This window comes from Gilliamella sp. LMG 34360, assembly GCF_984568995.1.
The window spans coordinates 2,396,727-2,413,890 of sequence record NZ_OZ474900.1 but is presented as its reverse complement, the minus strand read 5'-3'; the positions used below and the strand labels follow the sequence as shown (position 1 = coordinate 2,413,890).

Annotated in this window: 13 protein-coding genes; 7 read left to right on the top strand and 6 right to left on the bottom strand. The window is 34.7% G+C overall.

Translation table 11 applies throughout. The features are described from left to right. The first annotated feature begins 6 nt into the window (after window positions 1-6). The 6 genes from tssA (at window position 7) to AC5LW9_RS10825 (ending at window position 6,999) form a co-directional block, all read left to right on the top strand. Window positions 7-1,611 carry a type VI secretion system protein TssA gene (gene tssA, locus AC5LW9_RS10850; protein ID WP_198228565.1) on the top strand — a complete coding sequence of 535 codons (1,605 nt, stop codon included), beginning with the start codon at window positions 7-9 and terminating at the stop codon, window positions 1,609-1,611. 52 nt (window positions 1,612-1,663) lie between these two features. Next, window positions 1,664-3,427 (top strand): type VI secretion system baseplate subunit TssF, encoded by a 1,764-nt coding sequence (tssF, locus tag AC5LW9_RS10845; RefSeq protein ID WP_198228563.1) that lies wholly within the window; start codon window positions 1,664-1,666, stop codon window positions 3,425-3,427. After that, a complete protein-coding gene (gene tssG / locus AC5LW9_RS10840; RefSeq protein ID WP_198235787.1) occupies window positions 3,391-4,437 on the top strand; it encodes a type VI secretion system baseplate subunit TssG in 1,047 nt (348 codons plus the stop codon). The genes tssF and tssG overlap by 37 nt, the downstream gene beginning before the upstream one ends. A 13-nt stretch (window positions 4,438-4,450) precedes the next feature. After that, a complete protein-coding gene (tssJ, locus tag AC5LW9_RS10835; RefSeq protein WP_198228559.1) occupies window positions 4,451-4,960 on the top strand; it encodes a type VI secretion system lipoprotein TssJ in 510 nt (169 codons plus the stop codon). A gap of 5 nt (window positions 4,961-4,965) precedes the next feature. Continuing rightward, on the top strand, window positions 4,966-5,391 hold the full coding sequence (tssE, locus tag AC5LW9_RS10830) for a type VI secretion system baseplate subunit TssE (protein ID WP_198228557.1): 426 nt from the start codon (window positions 4,966-4,968) through the stop codon (window positions 5,389-5,391). Window positions 5,392-6,072: 681 nt separating this feature from the next. Next, window positions 6,073-6,999: an L-lactate dehydrogenase gene (locus AC5LW9_RS10825; protein WP_065738798.1), complete on the top strand. Its 927-nt coding sequence runs from the start codon at window positions 6,073-6,075 to the stop codon at window positions 6,997-6,999. A 483-nt stretch (window positions 7,000-7,482) separates the two neighbouring features. Here AC5LW9_RS10825 and AC5LW9_RS10820 read toward each other — a convergent pair whose 3' ends face one another. From AC5LW9_RS10820 to ilvG, 6 genes are all read right to left on the bottom strand, one after another. Continuing rightward, on the bottom strand, window positions 7,483-8,463 hold the full coding sequence (locus AC5LW9_RS10820) for a Gfo/Idh/MocA family protein (RefSeq protein ID WP_039128579.1): 981 nt from the start codon (window positions 8,461-8,463) through the stop codon (window positions 7,483-7,485). A gap of 216 nt (window positions 8,464-8,679) precedes the next feature. Beyond that, window positions 8,680-10,221, bottom strand: coding sequence for a threonine ammonia-lyase, biosynthetic (gene ilvA, locus AC5LW9_RS10815; protein ID WP_493455882.1), 1,542 nt, complete (start codon window positions 10,219-10,221; stop codon window positions 8,680-8,682). Window positions 10,222-10,223: 2 nt separating this feature from the next. Beyond that, window positions 10,224-12,074 carry a dihydroxy-acid dehydratase gene (ilvD, locus tag AC5LW9_RS10810; RefSeq protein WP_198235789.1) on the bottom strand — a complete coding sequence of 617 codons (1,851 nt, stop codon included), beginning with the start codon at window positions 12,072-12,074 and terminating at the stop codon, window positions 10,224-10,226. A 133-nt stretch (window positions 12,075-12,207) separates the two neighbouring features. After that, entirely contained in the window at window positions 12,208-13,137 is a 930-nt protein-coding gene (locus AC5LW9_RS10805; RefSeq protein ID WP_065602053.1) for a branched-chain amino acid transaminase, read from the bottom strand. A 170-nt stretch (window positions 13,138-13,307) separates the two neighbouring features. Then, complete coding sequence (ilvM, locus tag AC5LW9_RS10800; RefSeq protein WP_065738802.1) at window positions 13,308-13,538, bottom strand: acetolactate synthase 2 small subunit; 231 nt, start codon at window positions 13,536-13,538, stop codon at window positions 13,308-13,310. A gap of 3 nt (window positions 13,539-13,541) precedes the next feature. Then, complete coding sequence (gene ilvG / locus AC5LW9_RS10795) at window positions 13,542-15,218, bottom strand: acetolactate synthase 2 catalytic subunit (protein ID WP_493455881.1); 1,677 nt, start codon at window positions 15,216-15,218, stop codon at window positions 13,542-13,544. 935 nt (window positions 15,219-16,153) lie between these two features. Here ilvG and AC5LW9_RS10790 point away from each other — a divergent pair. Then, complete coding sequence (locus AC5LW9_RS10790) at window positions 16,154-17,041, top strand: SDR family oxidoreductase (RefSeq protein WP_493455880.1); 888 nt, start codon at window positions 16,154-16,156, stop codon at window positions 17,039-17,041. The last annotated feature ends 123 nt before the right edge of the window (window positions 17,042-17,164 follow it).

The window sequence follows — 17,164 nt, the reverse complement described above, 5'->3', positions numbered from 1 at the left end:
AATGTTATGTTTAGTCAATTATTAAACCGTTTTACAGGTACAGATGATCAGAGCAAACTGATACAAAAGTTAAATCAAACTTGGATTGATTGGTTACAGCCAATTAATCCAGATAAACCAACTGGGGAAGATTTGACTTATCATGATACTTTTCAAGATATTAAAGAGCAAATTGCAAAAATATCTGGAATAGATTATTCATTTGTTATTGTTGAGAGTGAAAGCTTACTAAAACGAAGTAGTAAAGATATTCGTGTGGCTACATATTATTGTTTAGCACGATTATATCAAGATGGTGTAGAAGGATTTGCTGATGGTCTTGAAATATTGGCTGGATTGCTTGATACATTTGGACCATTGATTTATCCGTCAAGACCTAATATACGCAAAAATGCTATAGAATGGCTTACTAATGCGCGTTTTATAGATCAATTGACACAACTACAACCTATAAGTGATGAATCTTTAAGTCGTATTATCGCTGCGTTAAGTCAGATAGATAGTAGTTGTCAAAAATTATTTAATTCTGAAACGCCTAATCAGTCAACAACAGCGCCTGATTTATCGGCGTTGGTTCATTTTTTTGGTAATATAGCAAAACAACCAGTTAAAACCACAAACGAAGAACAACCGCCTCAAGCGACGGCTAATCCTGTACCTGCTTCAGAAGTACAACAAAGTAACGTTGAAATAAAAATTAGTTCTCAACGAGATTTACTTGACCAAGCACGAAAGATGGCAGCATTTTTACGAGAAAAACCTGAAGGTTATCTTGCTGCAGGGCGTTTTTTGCGAGTAATCCGCTGGGATATGATTGTAGATTTACCACCTGTTGATTCTAAGGGTAAAACAAGATTACCAGCACCAAGAGCGGAACTTAAACAAAATATTAATCGTTTGATTCTCCAAAAACAATGGTCAACACTTTTCGAACGTGTTGAAAGTGCTTTCATGGAAAATGCAAATCATTTTTGGTTAGATCTGCAACGTGCTTCCGTTTTAGCCTTAAAAAACATGGGAGAACCTTATCAGTCTTGGGCTGATATTTATTTAACAGATATAGGTTTAATGTTAGAGCGCTTAAATGGAATTGAAAACCTCTATTTTGACAATGGTATGCCTTTTGCTGATGATGAAACATTAAGCTGGATCGCCAGTGATGCTCGTATACATAATTTAGGTGAAGGTGATAGTATTCAACCTATTGCTGTATCGGGTGAAAATGATTGGGGTGAGATTGAAAAACAAGCTTTAGAATTAGCTCATGCAGAAAGCCTAGAACATGCATTCCAATGGATACAAAGTTTGCCATCATTGCGTTCACCTAAACAACAATATTTATTACAATATACCCAAGCAAGAGTTGCGGAACAATTAGGAAAACAAGATATTGCATTAACATTACTAACTGGATTAAACAATCAACAGCAATCAATTACTTTGTTGCAATGGGAACCTGAACTATTATTTGATATTAAAAGATTTTTACTCAAATTAATTAAACAAAAAAATCTACAGAAAGATAATAATAAAAATTTTGGGGAACAAATAGAGAATTTGCAGCATGAACTTATGCAGCTCAATCCAGCTAGGGCACTAAGTGTGATTTAAACTTTTAATAAAAGAGTGACGTTGAAAAAATATAAAACTAAAGAGATAAAAAATGGATGATTTGATTTTACGCTATTATGAGTCAGAAATGCGTTACTTGCGGGAAGCGGGGAAAGAATTTGCCAAAATTCATCCTGATAGAGCAGGTCAATTAAATTTAGATCGTGTAGGTGATCGTGATCCATATGTTGAAAGATTATTTGAGGGTTTTGCTTTTTTGACAGGAAGACTACGTCAAAAAATTGATGATGATTTACCAGAATTAACTGAGAGCCTTGTGAGTTTGTTATGGCCTCATTATTTACGATTAATACCTTCATTATCGATTATTGAGCTTACACCCAATTACTCCACATTGTCACGTTTGGAAGTTATCCCCAAAGGTTTACAAGTTCAAACAGAACCGCTTGGACCAAAAGGAACAAGGTGTCCTTTTCGAACAACTCAACCGGTAATTTTGCAACCTGTTAAAATCAATCAAGTAAAATTAGGAGTACATCAAGATGGACGAAGTATTATTAACATTCGTTTAGGTTTTGGTGAACTAATTGATTTTGAACAAGTTGATTTATCTAAATTAAGATTCTATTTAAATGCAGATGCACCAATTGCTTCAACTTTGCATCATGCGTTAACTCATCAAGTTTCAGCAATACAGTTACGCTATTCTAATCAACCTAATGAAATAGTCGGTTTTCAAGGAAAAATAACACCGGTTGGCTTTAGTGAAGAAGATCGCTTATGGTTAAAACCAGATAATGCTTTTGCAGGCTATCAGTTATTATTAGAATACTTTGCGTTTCGTGAAAAATTTATGTTTGTTGATCTCCATGGACTTAATATTCGTAATGTTCCTGAAGGTTGTGAATATATCGATATTGAAATTATCCTAAATCAAACTTGGCCAAGTGATATGCCTTTTAATAAGGACAACATTCGATTACATTGTGTGCCAGTTATAAATTTATTTGATATGGAAGCAGATCCTATTGTAGTTAATCAACTAGAAAGTGAATATCTGCTTAGGCCATTATTACGTCAAGATGGACACATCGAAGTTTACTCAGTTGAGAGTGTTGAAGCTATAACTCGTAATGGTCGTTATAGTTATGTTCCTTTTACTAGCTTTAAGCATAGGGGGGGTATGTTACGTCATGATGCACCTGAAAGGTATTATCATACTCATGTTCGAAAAGGTGCTTCTGGATTACATGAAACTTGGTTAGTTTTAGGCGGTAAAATTTGGGATAAAGGTCAATCTCTTGAAACCGAAACGTTATCATTACGCGTTACTGGTACCAATGGTATGTTGCCTCGGAAAACGTTAAGTAATGCACGGATACAATCACTGAGTAGTTCACAAAATAGTATTTTAAGTGTTAGAAATTTATGCTCACCAACGTTGCCTTGTTATCCGCCAACCGAGGATCGCTTTCATTGGCGAGTATTATCGCATTTAGCACCAAATTATTTGTCATTAATTAATGCAGAAGTATTAAGGGGAACGCTTGCTTTATATGATTGGACTGAAAATGAGCTTAATCGTCGACGCTTAGAAGGCATCGTCGATGTATCTCATAGAATGATAAAACGGATTGAAAAAGGAATGTTACAAAGGGGGATAGAGATCGAAGTAACTATAAATAGTTTCCAGTTTACTGGCGAAGGTGATGTGATGCTTTTTGGTGAGTTATTACATCAATTTTTTGCTCTATATGCTGACGTTAATTTATTTACTCAATTAGTCATTAACCTTCTACCTGTTGGAAATAAAATAGTATGGAATCAGAGCAAAATATCGAAAGTAGCCCTTTAATGCAGGAGCTTGAAAAAGTACTGCCAAAAATAAATTTTTATCGTTTTTGTCAGTTACTTGAGCAACTCTATGCTAAAGAGGAACCTATACTAGGAAGAGCAGAAACGCCAACTGGTGATCCTTTACGTTTTGCACCATCAATTGATATGTCGTTTCCTGCTAGTGAGTTACAGTATATTGAAAGATCACCGTATTTAAATCGACCAACAACGGTAAGAACTCGCTTTTTCGGTTTGTATGGTGTTGATGCAGTATTACCTTTTGGATTATTGCACAATATTATCCGCCGTGAAGAAAACTATCATGCGATGACCGATTTTTTAGATATATTCAACCATCGATTTATAACACAATTTTACCGAATTTGGTTGAAATATCATTACCCTGCTTGTTTTATAAGTGGTGGTAAAGATTCTATATCTCAGTGCTTGCTTGGACTAACAGGTCTTATAATAAAAGGAACTAGCGAACAAATCGGTTCACCAGCTTCACGATTTTTGGCACTGTTAGGTCTAGTTACACAAAAAACACGAACAGCTGAGGGTATTGCTGGTTTAACAAGAGTAATAGTTAGTGACGCTAAAGTTGAAATAACAGAATTCTATCCTACTTGGCACGCTATTGAAAGTCCAGCTCAAGTGGGTGGAAAAACAAACAAAATAGGTTTAAATGGTAGTGCAGTCTTAGGATCTCGCTTAAGAGAATGTAATCAAACAATACATATAGCCATAACTCCTCAACATGAAGATCAGATTATGGATTTACTCCCTGATGGGCAGTTATATAAGGATCTTATGGCACTGATGCGTGCATATTTAGGTTATCAAGTTGATGCCAAAATTACACTTTATATTAAGCGAAATTTTTTGCCGCGTAGCCAACTAATATCAAAAAATTGTCGATTAGGACAAACTGCATCATTAACCAAAGTGACAGAAAATGGCGATTATATTCAAGATAAGGTAGCTGTAAATTTAGGTCATTATTGTGGAATTGATTATACAGCATAAAAAAGGAATAAATATGAAACGAATTAATTTATTTATTATTTGTCTATTAACTATCTGTTTAAGTGGATGTGGTATAGCGCAAAGCGTAACGAAAGGTGCAACTAGTATTGGAAACAGTATTTTTTCGTGGGATATTAAAACATTACACTTAGATATAACAGCTAGAGCTGAATTAAATCTTGATGACGAAGGGAAATCATCTCCTGTTGTTATTAGAATTTATCAATTAACTAAAGATACTGCTTTTAAATCTGCGTCTTATCAAAATCTGGTTGATCAAGATAGTGATGAGTTGAAAGAAACTTTACTTGATACTAAAGAAATTGTGTTAAAACCTGATACTTCTGTTTCAATCGAAGTACCTTTTGACAATAGAGCAAATTTTGTAGCGGTAGTTGCTCTTTATAATGATCCTGATTTAAAAGCGGACAATTGGCGATTAGTATTAAAACGCTCTGATTTACACATAACTAAAGCACGTAAAATAGAAGCAAGTAAATACATCATTAAACTAGTGGATTAAGATTAATGAGCGCATCTTTGTACGACATATTATATGGTTATTTTGAATCAGGCATAGCCATTGAAGATGTTTCTGAAAATGAACAAACCGTTATTAGTGTAATGGATAATATTGAGCGTATTTTGAATAGTCGGGCAGGTGCAATTAAGCATATGCCCGATTATGGATTACCCGATATGTCGACAGTTTTTCAAGCATTACCTTCCTCAGCTTACGTTTTAATGCGGGCAATTGAGCAAACGTTATTAACTTATGAACCAAGGCTACAGGCTATTAACATCAATATTGATGAAAAAAATAATGATAACATGGTATTAGCATACGAAATGACTTGCTATTTTAAAGAGGGTGGATTGGTTCGATATGGTACTTATTTTATGTCAGATGGTAAAGCCCGGTTAAGATATAGTCGTAAAACACCTAAAAACTGATTTTAAATTGCTTGAAGAGATAAAAAAATCATACTAAATGACCAATAAAAGCAGTGGAATAAAAAAGAAACAATATGATTAATAAGGCTAATAATTTTATCAGTCATCTAACTGAAAGCTGAAAGATTAAATAGCTGTTTTGAAATATAGGAATATTAATATTCCTATATTTATTAATAAAAAACGTGAATATTCTAGAACAATTAATTAATAATATTGAATTTAAGAATATCTTTTGTTCACAAATAGATACAATCCCAACTTTTTTTAAAGTATTATTATCTAAAAAGAATATATTAAAATTACTAGTATTAATGTTTATCGTAAATGATGACGGTAAACTATTGCAAACCATTAAAATTCCAATTTTAACAAATAAAAAAACGTGATAAACGCTTATTAATATTAAATTGGTAATCATGATATTTTAGGTTAAATTCACTTAATTCTTTAATTCAGCATAATTAAGATTTCTATGAAAATTTTTTTAATCAATTAACTTACGCTATATAGCCAGCTAGCAAAAAATTTACCGTTTAATCATTTTATATACATTGGTTTTATAAAAATCATAAATCATTAATAGCTGGAAATTGTTATACAGTAGGTATACGATGAATAAATATTAATCAAAGTTAATTGACTTTATGTTTGAATACACCGAAATTAATTGGGGGCAGCATGAAATTACGAAAAGTGATGATTATCGGCGTTGGTAATGTTGGTTCAACAACCGCTTATACATTTGTTAATCGAGGTATTTGTGAAGAAATCGCACTCGTTGATCTTAATAAAGAATTAGCATATGGACATGCGCAAGATTTATTAGATGCAGCAGCCTATCGACAAAATATGATTAAAGTTAGCTTGCGCGAATCAACTGATTGTGCAGATATCGACATTGTTATTATCACCGTTACATCAGGACTAGCCCAAAAAAGCCGAAAAGAAGAGTTAGACGGAACATCCAAAATTATCGCCAGTATTGTACCTAATATGATGAAGAATGGATTTAAAGGTATTTTTTTAGTCGCGACAAATCCTTGTGATGCCATCACTTATCAAGTTTGGAAATTATCTGGATTACCTCGTCACCGTGTGATTGGTACAGGAGTGTGGCTTGACACGGTGAGATTACGTCGATTATTGGGTGAAAAAATGGATATTGGTCCACAAAGTATTGATGCTTTTATTGTTGGTGAACATGGTGACTCTCAATTCCCTGTTTGGTCACATTCCTCGATTTATGGTATCAATTTAAATCAATTAGAAAAAAATAAAATTGATTTTGCTCAAATCGGTACTCAAGCACGAAAAATGGGTTTTGAAATCATGGAACGAAAACATTGTACTGAATATGGGATTGCTAGCACTATCACCGAAATTTGCCAACATATATTTACCAATAGTCACAGAGCGTTAGCACTTAGTTGTATTTTGGATGGTGAATATGGCTATAAAAATGTTGCTATTGGTGTACCAGCCATACTTGACCAACATGGTATCAAGAAAATTATTGAACTTGATTTTATTGAAAAGGAAAAACAGTTATTTGCAAACAGTGTTGAAATTGTTAAAGGTTATATTGAGCATATTAATTTAAACTAATATTTTTTACCATTGCTCAATTAGAGTATGGACTTAATACTATTCATTTGTGGCATTATTCTTTAAAATATGCCACAAATAATCATTTTTAATGATATTAAAATAGGTATTTGAGAATGTAACTGAACATATTCAGCAAAAACAAGAAATTGATGGACATTCGATTAATATATTAGATTATTTTCTTACAAATGTTTATATTTTCTTATAAAAATTAGTGCTGCAATATAATCCATATTCATCATTTCATTAAAACTTCCTAGCTATCTGTTTGATCATAAATATTAAGAAAACTAATTAAACGATAATTTAAAATAGATAATTTTTGCTAATAAAATTTAAACAGTCCAAGAATATTCATCTATATTCAGTGTGTGTTCAGTTAGCATAATTGTAAATATCTATTACATTCAAACAACCAGATAGAAGCAAAGCATGAACGGTAAATCAAACCTATTTAATGTTATAACCTGTCTTTGTATTTTATTCATTATCAGCTGGAAATTTTACATGGATTTGCTTTCTTATTTCAGTCAATAATTGTGATGAAATCAAAGAATATTTTAGCCCTTTATGATTTATTTGTCTTTGTTGATAGAGATTAGCAAACTCTAGCGCTTCATAATACATTTCGTTACTATTTTGTGTAAGGGTTATTTCTTGTAATTCTCCTTGTCTTGGTTGATAGAATACTTGTTCACAAACAGATAAGTGCTTAATGATTAAAGTGCCATCTTCACCTTGTATTTCGCTATGAATAGATGAATTAGTGACTTTAGAGTGCCAAATAATAATATCAAAGTCATCATAATTTAATAAAACCGTACCATGAGCATCAACTCCGGAATCAAGTTGTGTGCCACTGGCATATATTGAACTCGGTCTTTCCCATAAGCCTATTGCAAAATTAAGGGGGTAAACACCAATATCCATGATTGAGCCGTTTGAGAATTGAGGATTAAACGTGTTAGGATTTTCACCGTCTAAATAACTAGGGTACCGTGATGAATATTGACAATAATTTAATAAAGCTTTGTGTATTTTTCCTAATTTAGGTAGATAGTTTCGAATTAATTCAAAATTAGGTAAGTAATAGGTTTTTAGTGCTTCGAAAATGATTTGTTGATTCTGTTTCGCAATATCTAATAATCTTTGAGTTTGCACTAAGTTTGAAGTTAAAGGTTTCTCGCAAATAACATCTTTATTGTTTTCTAACATTAACTTTGCTTGTGCAAAGTGTAGTGAGTTCGGGCTAGCAATATAGACTACGTCAATGTTAGTATCGTTAGCTAATTGTATTAAATCATCATAAATAACATCAATATTATATTTTTGTGCAAACTGGCGAGCTTTATCTATATCTCGTGAATAAATAGCTGCAAGTTGATACTGTTGAGTTTGTAATGCGGCATCAATGAATTTTTCTGTGATCCAGTTGCTACCTATTGTTGCTAGTCTAATCATATGCATGCCTTTATAAATTTATTTGCTATGTTAATCACTTTTTTGTAAAAAAGTTTGAGGTTAACATAACGTTTTAGTCTATTTTTTTGTTATATTATTAATAGGTTAGATAGCATAAATAGTAACATCTTTTACATTTAAGCGAAACGTATATAACAGAACTAAAAATTGATCCCCATTAGACCACCCAGAGTAAAAAGGGTGGTCATCATTATTTTAAAGCGAGTTGGTAAGAAAAAGTTTAATTGATGAATTTTGTGTTTCATTATGGAAACCATAACCAAGCTCAGTTAAATGTTGAGCAAATTTATTGCTATCTGTTTCATCAATTTCAAAAGCACAAAGTACTCTTCCGTAATCTGTGCCATGGCTACGGTAATGGAACATGGAAATATTCCAATTTGTTCCTAATGTTTGTAGAAACTTAAGTAATGCACCTTGTGATTCAGGAAATTCAAAGCTATAAACTTGTTCTTGAATCGGTTTACACGGTTTACCACCAATCATATAGCGAACATGAAGTTTTGCCATTTCGTCTTCAGATAAATCTACAACAGGATATCCCGCAGCCGTTAATTCTTGTAGTATGTCTTCTTTTTCATTACTTTTCGAGATTCTGACGCTGACAAAAATGCAGGCTGATTTATCGTCATGATAACGATAGTTAAATTCCGTTACTGAGCGTCCACCTAATAATTTACAGAAATTTAAAAAGCTACCTTTCTTTTCAGGAATAGTCACCGATAATAACACTTCGCGTTTTTCACCAAGTTCACAACGTTCTGAAATGTAACGCAGATTGTGAAAGTTTAAATTTGCACCAGACAAAATATGTGCTAGATTTTCACCACGAATATTATGTTGATTAACATATTTTTTTAATCCTGCCAGTGCAACCGCACCTGATGGTTCAGCAATGGCGCGGACGTCATCAAATAAATCTTTTACTGCAGCACAAATTTCATCACTATCAACGGTAACAATATCATCAATATACTGCTGGCAGAGTCTAAATGTCTCATCTCCAATACGTTTAACGGCAACACCTTCAGCAAATAGCCCAACTCGACTTAAATCAACGGGTTTACTTGCATCAAGTGCAGCTTTCAAACAGGCTGCATCAGAAGGTTCGACCGCAATAACTTTGATTGTCGGCATAATTTGTTTAATTAATACTGCAATGCCTGCAGCAAGTCCTCCCCCCCCGACAGGCACAAAAATACGGTCGAGTTTGGCATTTTGTTGAAGTAATTCCATGGCAATGCTGCCTTGGCCAGCGATGACCAATGGGTGATCAAACGGAGGAATAAAAATTCGATTTTGTTCTTTGGCTAATTCCATTGCTTTTGCTTTGGCTTCATCGAAATTAGCACCATATAAAAGTACTTCACCACCAAATTCTTTTACTGCCTCAACTTTGATATCTGCTGTAGTTAACGGCATGACAATAAGCGAATTTATGCCTAATTTTGTTGCCGAAAAAGCAACGCCTTGTGCATGATTTCCAGCCGATGCGGCAATCACGCCGCATTTACGTTCATCTTCGTTAAGACTGGCAATCATTGCTTGAGCTCCACGGATTTTAAAACTATGGACTAATTGCCGATCTTCACGTTTAACAAAGATTTGGTTTCCTATTCTTGATGAGATTTTTTCCATCTTTTCAAGTGGTGTGACATCTGCCACATCGTAAACAGCGCTGCAAAGTGTTGCTTTTAAATAATCAGCGCCAGTAAGTTTTTTATCTTCTTGTTTCACAGTTAGCCACCTAGTTTGCTTTTATCACGAACAGCACCTTTATCTGCGCTAGTTGCTAAACTCGCGTAAGCTTTCAGTGCGTATGACACATAGCGGTTGCGATTATGTGGTGTATAAGCTTTATCACCACGAGCAATTTCTGCTACACGTCGTCTTTCAAGTTCATCATCAGGTACATCTAAAACTAATTTACGGTTAGGAATATCAATATCAATAATATCACCATCACGTACTAATCCTATCAAACCACCATTAGCCGCTTCTGGTGAGATATGTCCGATCGATAAACCAGATGATCCACCTGAAAATCGACCATCTGTAATAAGTGCACAAGCTTTGCCAAGACCCATTGATTTTAAATAGCTGGTTGGATAAAGCATTTCTTGCATACCCGGTCCTCCTTTAGGACCTTCATAAATAATCACTACAACATCACCAGCAATCACTTTACCACCTAAGATTGCATCGACAGCATCTTCTTGACTTTCAAATACTTTGGCCGGTCCTCGAAAAACTAAGTTTTCAGCAGCAACACTGGCGGTTTTGACAATTGCACCATCTTGAGCAACATTACCATAAAGCGTAGCTAACCCACCATCTTGACTATAAGCGTGGGCTTTGTCACGAATACAACCATTTTCACGATCGTCATCAAGCGTATCCCAATAACAATCCTGTGAAAAAGCTTTAGTTGTACGGATCCCTGCTGGCCCGCTGCGATACATTTTTTTCACAGTTTCATCATTAGTTTGGGTAATATCATATTGTGCAAACGTTTCTTCCAGAGTCAGTCCAAGTACATTGTGAACATCGCGTCTAAGCAATCCAGCCTTATCAAGTTCAGACATAATTGATACCACACCACCAGCCCGATGGACATCTTCCATATGATATTTGGCAGTACTTGGAGCTACTTTACATAAATGTGGTACTTTGCGTGAGAGTCTATCAATATCTGACATGGTGAAGTCAATTTCACCTTCTTGAGCAGTGGCGAGTAAATGCAATACTGTATTAGTTGATCCACCCATGGCAATATCTAATGACATAGCATTTTCATAAGCGGCTTTGGTTGCAATAGATCGCGGTAGATAAGACGCATCATCTTGTTCATAATAACGTTTAGTAATTTCTACAATACGTTTAGCTGCTTTAAGAAATAATTGTTCTCGCTGTTTGTGCGTGGCAACAAGTGATCCATTCCCTGGTAGTGATAAACCTAAGGCCTCTGTTAAACAGTTCATGGAGTTCGCAGTAAACATACCTGAGCAAGATCCACACGTTGGGCAGGCAGATTGCTCAATGGCTTCACTGTCGGCATCACTAACATTTGGGTTAGCACTTTGGATCATAGCATCAACAAGATCGAGTTTGATAATTTGGTCAGATAATTTTGTTTTACCTGCTTCCATTGGACCGCCCGATACAAATACTGTTGGAATATTGAGGCGAAGTGACGCCATTAACATACCTGGGGTTATTTTATCGCAATTTGAGATGCAGATCATGGCATCAGCGCAATGTGCATTTACCATATATTCAACAGAATCAGCAATCAATTCTCGTGATGGAAGTGAGTAAAGCATACCACCATGCCCCATGGCGATACCATCATCTACTGCAATAGTATTGAATTCTTTAGCGATACCACCCGATGCCTCAATTTGTTTGGCGACAAGCTGCCCAATATCTTTAAGGTGTACATGTCCCGGTACAAATTGCGTAAATGAGTTTACGACTGCAATTATAGGTTTTCCAAAATCTTCATTTTTAACGCCCGTTGCACGCCATAATGCACGGGCTCCAGCCATATTCCGACCTTCTACGGATGTTGCTGAACGATATTTAGGCATTTCTTGCTCCCAACTTTTTATTATTCAAGTTACCATTTAAAACGATATCTTGCTTTACATGATGCTATAAAGTGAATCACATTCTCGAAAAAAAATCCGCCGTGTTAACTGGAGGATCTCTAACTGATATCCCTTATTTAACTAGATCTAACCAGCCATATTTATCTTCAGTTTGACCATTAAATAGACCAAAGAATGTTTGCTGGAGCTTTTTAGTAATTGGACCACAGCGACCAATACCGATTTCGATACGATCAACACTACGAACAGGAGTAATTTCAGCGGCAGTACCTGTCATAAAGACTTCATCAGCTAAATAGAGTGATTCACGGGATAGTGTTTGTTCACGTACTTCAATACCTAAATCACGTGCAAGGGTGATGATAGCATCACGAGTGATCCCCGGCAGTGCTGATGAAGATAATAACGGTGTAAATAATATACCATCTTTAACGATAAATAGATTTTCACCTGAACCTTCAGAAAGTTGACCATTTACGTCTAACGCAATTCCTTCTTGGAAGCCATTAGCGCGAGCTTCTGATCCGATGAGTAATGATGATAAGTAGTTACCGCCGGCTTTTGCTGCTGCTGGAATGGTATTTGGTGCAAAACGATGCCATGAAGATACCATTGCATCAATACCTTGTTCTAAAGCATCTTCACCAAGATAAGCTCCCCATGGGAATGCTGCAATCATGACATCCGTTTTATAACCTGCTGGAGGTATAACGCCCATACCAACATCGCCGATAAATACTAATGGACGAATATAAGCGCTTTCTAAATTATTCTTTTTGATAGTTTGGCGTGTTGCTTCCATAATTTCTTCAAGCGAATATGGAACAGGAAAACGATAAATTTTGGCTGAGTTTAATAATCTTTGAGCATGTTCTTTATGACGAAAGATAGCAGGTCCTTTATGTGTATTATAGCAACGAACACCTTCAAACACCGATGTACCATAATGTAGTGCATGTGACATTACGTGCACTTTAGCATCTGCCCATGGAACCAATTCGCCATTAAACCAAATATAATCAGATTTTGCTGTAGTACTCATTTTCTGTTTTCCTCTTAAATTTTACTTTTGTTTAGCATGTATCTTGCTTTATGCTTTTATCAATTAAACGTCAAACATTATACAATACTTTCTTGTTTGTTTAATATCTAAAATATTGACATATCTTAATTTAACTTTTTGTTTTACCGATAAATTATCTGTAAAGTTTTTTATTCTATTGAAATAACATCCTCTAATTTAGCTACTTGGTTTTGTAACATTGAAAGATCTCTTTCAATAGTTAATCTGAGTGTCAAAATCAGTAAATTATTTTCAATGGTTTGCATTTGCATAGATTCAATATGTCCACCGCGATGACGAACAACACGTAAAATACGTTCCAATGTACCTAACGTGTCGTTAGCTTTTATGGTCAATTGATGTTGTATTTGTTGATTCATCATTTACTCCTTGCAACTTTTATCGAGCATGTTTTCGTTAGCTGCGCCTGGTGGTACTAATGGCCATACATTTTCTAATTCATTAATGCGCACATGCAATAAATATGCACCAGATGAATTAAACATATTGTCAAGTGCAGAATTAATTTCAGATTTTTTTGTAATTATTTCACCCGGAATCTCAAATGCTTTTGCTAACATTAAAAAATCAGGATTATCTGATAAATTAGTTTCACTATATCTTTCGTTAAAAAAGAGCTCTTGCCATTGACGAACCATGCCTAAACGTTGGTTATCAATTAATACTATTTTTATCGGTAATTTTTTTCGTTTTATAGTGGTTAGTTCTTGGACGTTCATCATAAATGATCCATCACCCGATACACATATTACACAATCATTAGGGCGAGCCATTTGTGCGCCAATCGCTGCTGGTAAACCAAATCCCATCGTGCCCAATCCACTTGAGGTAATGAAATTTTGTGGATGATTAAAACGCATATGTTGGGCGGTCCACATTTGATGTTGACCAACATCTGTAGTGATTATCGTATTGGCTGACTTACGTTCGGAAATGGTTTTTAATAATGCTGGTGCATAAATGGCTTCACCAGGATGATCATAACGTGTAGGATGCTGTGCTTTCAATTCATCCACTTTTTTATGCCATGCTTCGATTGATACAGTTTGATTAAGCAATGGTAAAACCTGCTTAATATCACCTTGTAATCCTAAGTGTGTTTGCCGTAATTTGTTGATTTCGGCTTGATCAATATCGACATGGATCACTTTTGCATGACGGGCAAATTCATTAAGATTACCTGTAACTCTGTCATCAAACCGTACACCTAAGGCGATAAGTAAATCGCACTCTTGTACGGCTAAATTGGCTGCTTTAGCGCCATGCATACCAATTAAACCTAAATAATAAGGATTATTAATATCAGCAACTCCCAATCCTTTTAATGTTGAAACTGTTGGGATTTGAGTCAATGTCATAAAATCTTTCAATTCTGATATAGCGCCTGAAAGTCCAATACCACCACCAATATAAAGCATCGGTTTTCGGGCTTGAGCGATCATTTGTTTAGCGAGTTTTATTGTTTCAGGAGGAATGGTATATAATTGTGTTTTATCAGGACTGTTTTTTATTAAAGATGGTGCTAAATATTGTTGATAATCTAAATTGGCAAGCTGTATATCTTTCGGAACATCAATTAAAATTGGTCCCGGCCTGCCTGAGTTGGCTAAATTAAATGCCTCTTCTAATGTATTGGGCAATTGTTTAGCATCATTTATTAAATAACTATGTTTGGTGCAAGCTAAGGATAATCCTAGAACATCTACTTCTTGAAAAGCATCCGTACCAATTAGATTAGTTGGAACTTGCCCCGTTATGGCAACAATAGGTACAGAATCAATTAATGCATCAGCAAGTCCAGTAATGATATTAGTCGCACCAGGGCCTGATGTCGCAATACAAACCCCCGTTTTGCCAGTTGAACGAGCATAACCAATTGCTGCCATGGCTGCGCCTTGTTCATGACGACATAATACATGTTCAATACCTCCATCATACAAAGCATCGTAGAGAGGCATAATTTGTCCACCCGGATATCCAAAAACGGTGGTAACGCCTTTTTCTTTTAAGGTTTTTACTATCCACTGTGTTCCTAACATTTATTCCTCACTTGTTCTTTTTTGCCCAGTCGTTGTTCATAAAAAAACCCCGCTGTTTGGAGCGGGGTTTTTGATTTTATGTATAAACATATTTTTATTCAAAAACGCCCCCGCGTTGGAATAATGACCACGCTGACAATAATGTTGATAAGGACGTTTTTAAGTGAAAATTTCATAATATGTGTTAATAAACTTTTTCGTCATTTTAAAAATTATTTTAAACAAAATACTCGTTTTAAAAAAAAGTGCAACTATTTTTTTCGCTTTTATAACGTGTTAGAAATGGATTGTAAAAAAGTTTCAGGTTAACTATACATTTCAGTATAAAACGTTTCAATATAAAAATGTGATTTTGGTAGGTTAATACGACACATTGAATGATAATTAGTATTTTATCATTGTTTAATTATAGTTTTGGAAAACAAACATCTAATTATGTTTAAATAAAAAAAACAGATATTAAAGATGGTTTGGCTAATCATTGTTAAAGCTGTTTTAATTACTATAATTACATTTAATCTTCTTTATATAAATTTATCAATAAATCGAATTACAAATGCAAAATTTGTAATAACTAGCTTAGTTAAAATTAATTTGCTAAACTGAGAGAGGTGCAAGATTATGCAACACTCATGGCTTTGGTAATACTACTTTCAGTGACCCCGCCAAGCCAATCAAGGAATGCCACCTTTAATAATATTCTGCCTCTTTTTATTCATTAATTTAAATAGACAGAGGATAACATTAAGCAACATGATTTAGCTTTAAGAAACAAATATTCAAATTTTATAGTCATTGAATATAATTTATTGAATTAATTGGTTATTTTAAAGATTTAAAATAGGCTTAACAATAGGATTTTGTGATTACTAATTGATTTTATTTAAGTTATATTGAATTTGTGTACAAATACATAGTTAACTTAGGAGAATATAATGAGTAAACAAATTTGTAATCCTCTTACAAAATACCATCATGATAAATTTCCAAAACAAAAACAAGCAGCACCTGCTCTACAGTGTGAAATGGATCCGATTCCTGATTGTGGTGAAAAAACCTATCAAGGTCATGGTCGTTTAGAAGGTCGCAAAATGTTAGTAACAGGTGGTGATTCAGGTATTGGACGAGCTGCGGCTATTGCTTATGCAAAAGAAGGCGCTGATGTGGCAATAAATTATCTTCCTTATGAACAAAAAGATGCTGAAGATGTGGCTAAGGTTATAGAAGCTGTTGGTCGTAAAGCGGTATTAATTCCTGGTGATTTAAGTGATGAGGCATTTTGTAAACAATTAGTTGAACAAGCACATCAAAAGTTGGGGGGATTAGATAATTTAACCCTAGTTGCTGGTAAGCAAACGGCTGTGGAAGATATAATGGAACTGACCACAGAACAAATTAAAAAAACATTCGAAATAAATGTATTTTCACTTTTCTGGGTTACTAAAGCGGCTTTAGGGTATTTAAAACCTGGGTCAACGATTATTACTACTTCCTCTGTTCAAGCTTATCAACCAAGCGGCAATTTATTAGATTATGCGGCAACTAAAACAGCAATTATTGCCTTTACCCGTGGCTTAGCTAATCAGTTAAGCAGCAAAGGTATTCGTGTTAACTGTGTAGCGCCAGGACCAGTTTGGACGCCATTACAAATCTGTGGCGGTCAACCGAGTGACGTTATCCCTGAATTTGGTAAACAAACACCATTACAACGTGCAGGACAACCTGTTGAACTTGCCGGTGTATATGTACATTTAGCTTCTGAAGAGTCAAGTTATACCACAGCTGAAACATATGGTGTAACGGGTGGTATGCATATTAATTAATATTTTTTACAGTAAAAGGGCTTGTAAGAGCCTTTTTACTGCATGTTTAAGTAATTAATTTCCTTTTAAATTAACCACTATTATACAAAACCATAATAGTAACTATACGGAACTTATAACCAA

What these genes read in the sequence shown, in the direction of transcription:
- ilvG (WP_493455881.1), bottom strand. Translation starts at nt 15,218, where the DNA reads ATGTTAGGAACACAGTGGATAGTAAAAACCTTAAAAGAAAAAGGCGTT.
- tssA (WP_198228565.1), top strand. Translation starts at nt 7, where the DNA reads ATGTTTAGTCAATTATTAAACCGTTTTACAGGTACAGATGATCAGAGC.
- tssG (WP_198235787.1), top strand. Translation starts at nt 3,391, where the DNA reads ATGGAATCAGAGCAAAATATCGAAAGTAGCCCTTTAATGCAGGAGCTT.
- ilvM (WP_065738802.1), bottom strand. Translation starts at nt 13,538, where the DNA reads ATGAATCAACAAATACAACATCAATTGACCATAAAAGCTAACGACACG.
- AC5LW9_RS10805 (WP_065602053.1), bottom strand. Translation starts at nt 13,137, where the DNA reads ATGAGTACTACAGCAAAATCTGATTATATTTGGTTTAATGGCGAATTG.
- AC5LW9_RS10790 (WP_493455880.1), top strand. Translation starts at nt 16,154, where the DNA reads ATGAGTAAACAAATTTGTAATCCTCTTACAAAATACCATCATGATAAA.
- tssF (WP_198228563.1), top strand. Translation starts at nt 1,664, where the DNA reads ATGGATGATTTGATTTTACGCTATTATGAGTCAGAAATGCGTTACTTG.
- AC5LW9_RS10820 (WP_039128579.1), bottom strand. Translation starts at nt 8,463, where the DNA reads ATGATTAGACTAGCAACAATAGGTAGCAACTGGATCACAGAAAAATTC.
- ilvD (WP_198235789.1), bottom strand. Translation starts at nt 12,074, where the DNA reads ATGCCTAAATATCGTTCAGCAACATCCGTAGAAGGTCGGAATATGGCT.
- tssE (WP_198228557.1), top strand. Translation starts at nt 4,966, where the DNA reads ATGAGCGCATCTTTGTACGACATATTATATGGTTATTTTGAATCAGGC.
- tssJ (WP_198228559.1), top strand. Translation starts at nt 4,451, where the DNA reads ATGAAACGAATTAATTTATTTATTATTTGTCTATTAACTATCTGTTTA.
- AC5LW9_RS10825 (WP_065738798.1), top strand. Translation starts at nt 6,073, where the DNA reads ATGAAATTACGAAAAGTGATGATTATCGGCGTTGGTAATGTTGGTTCA.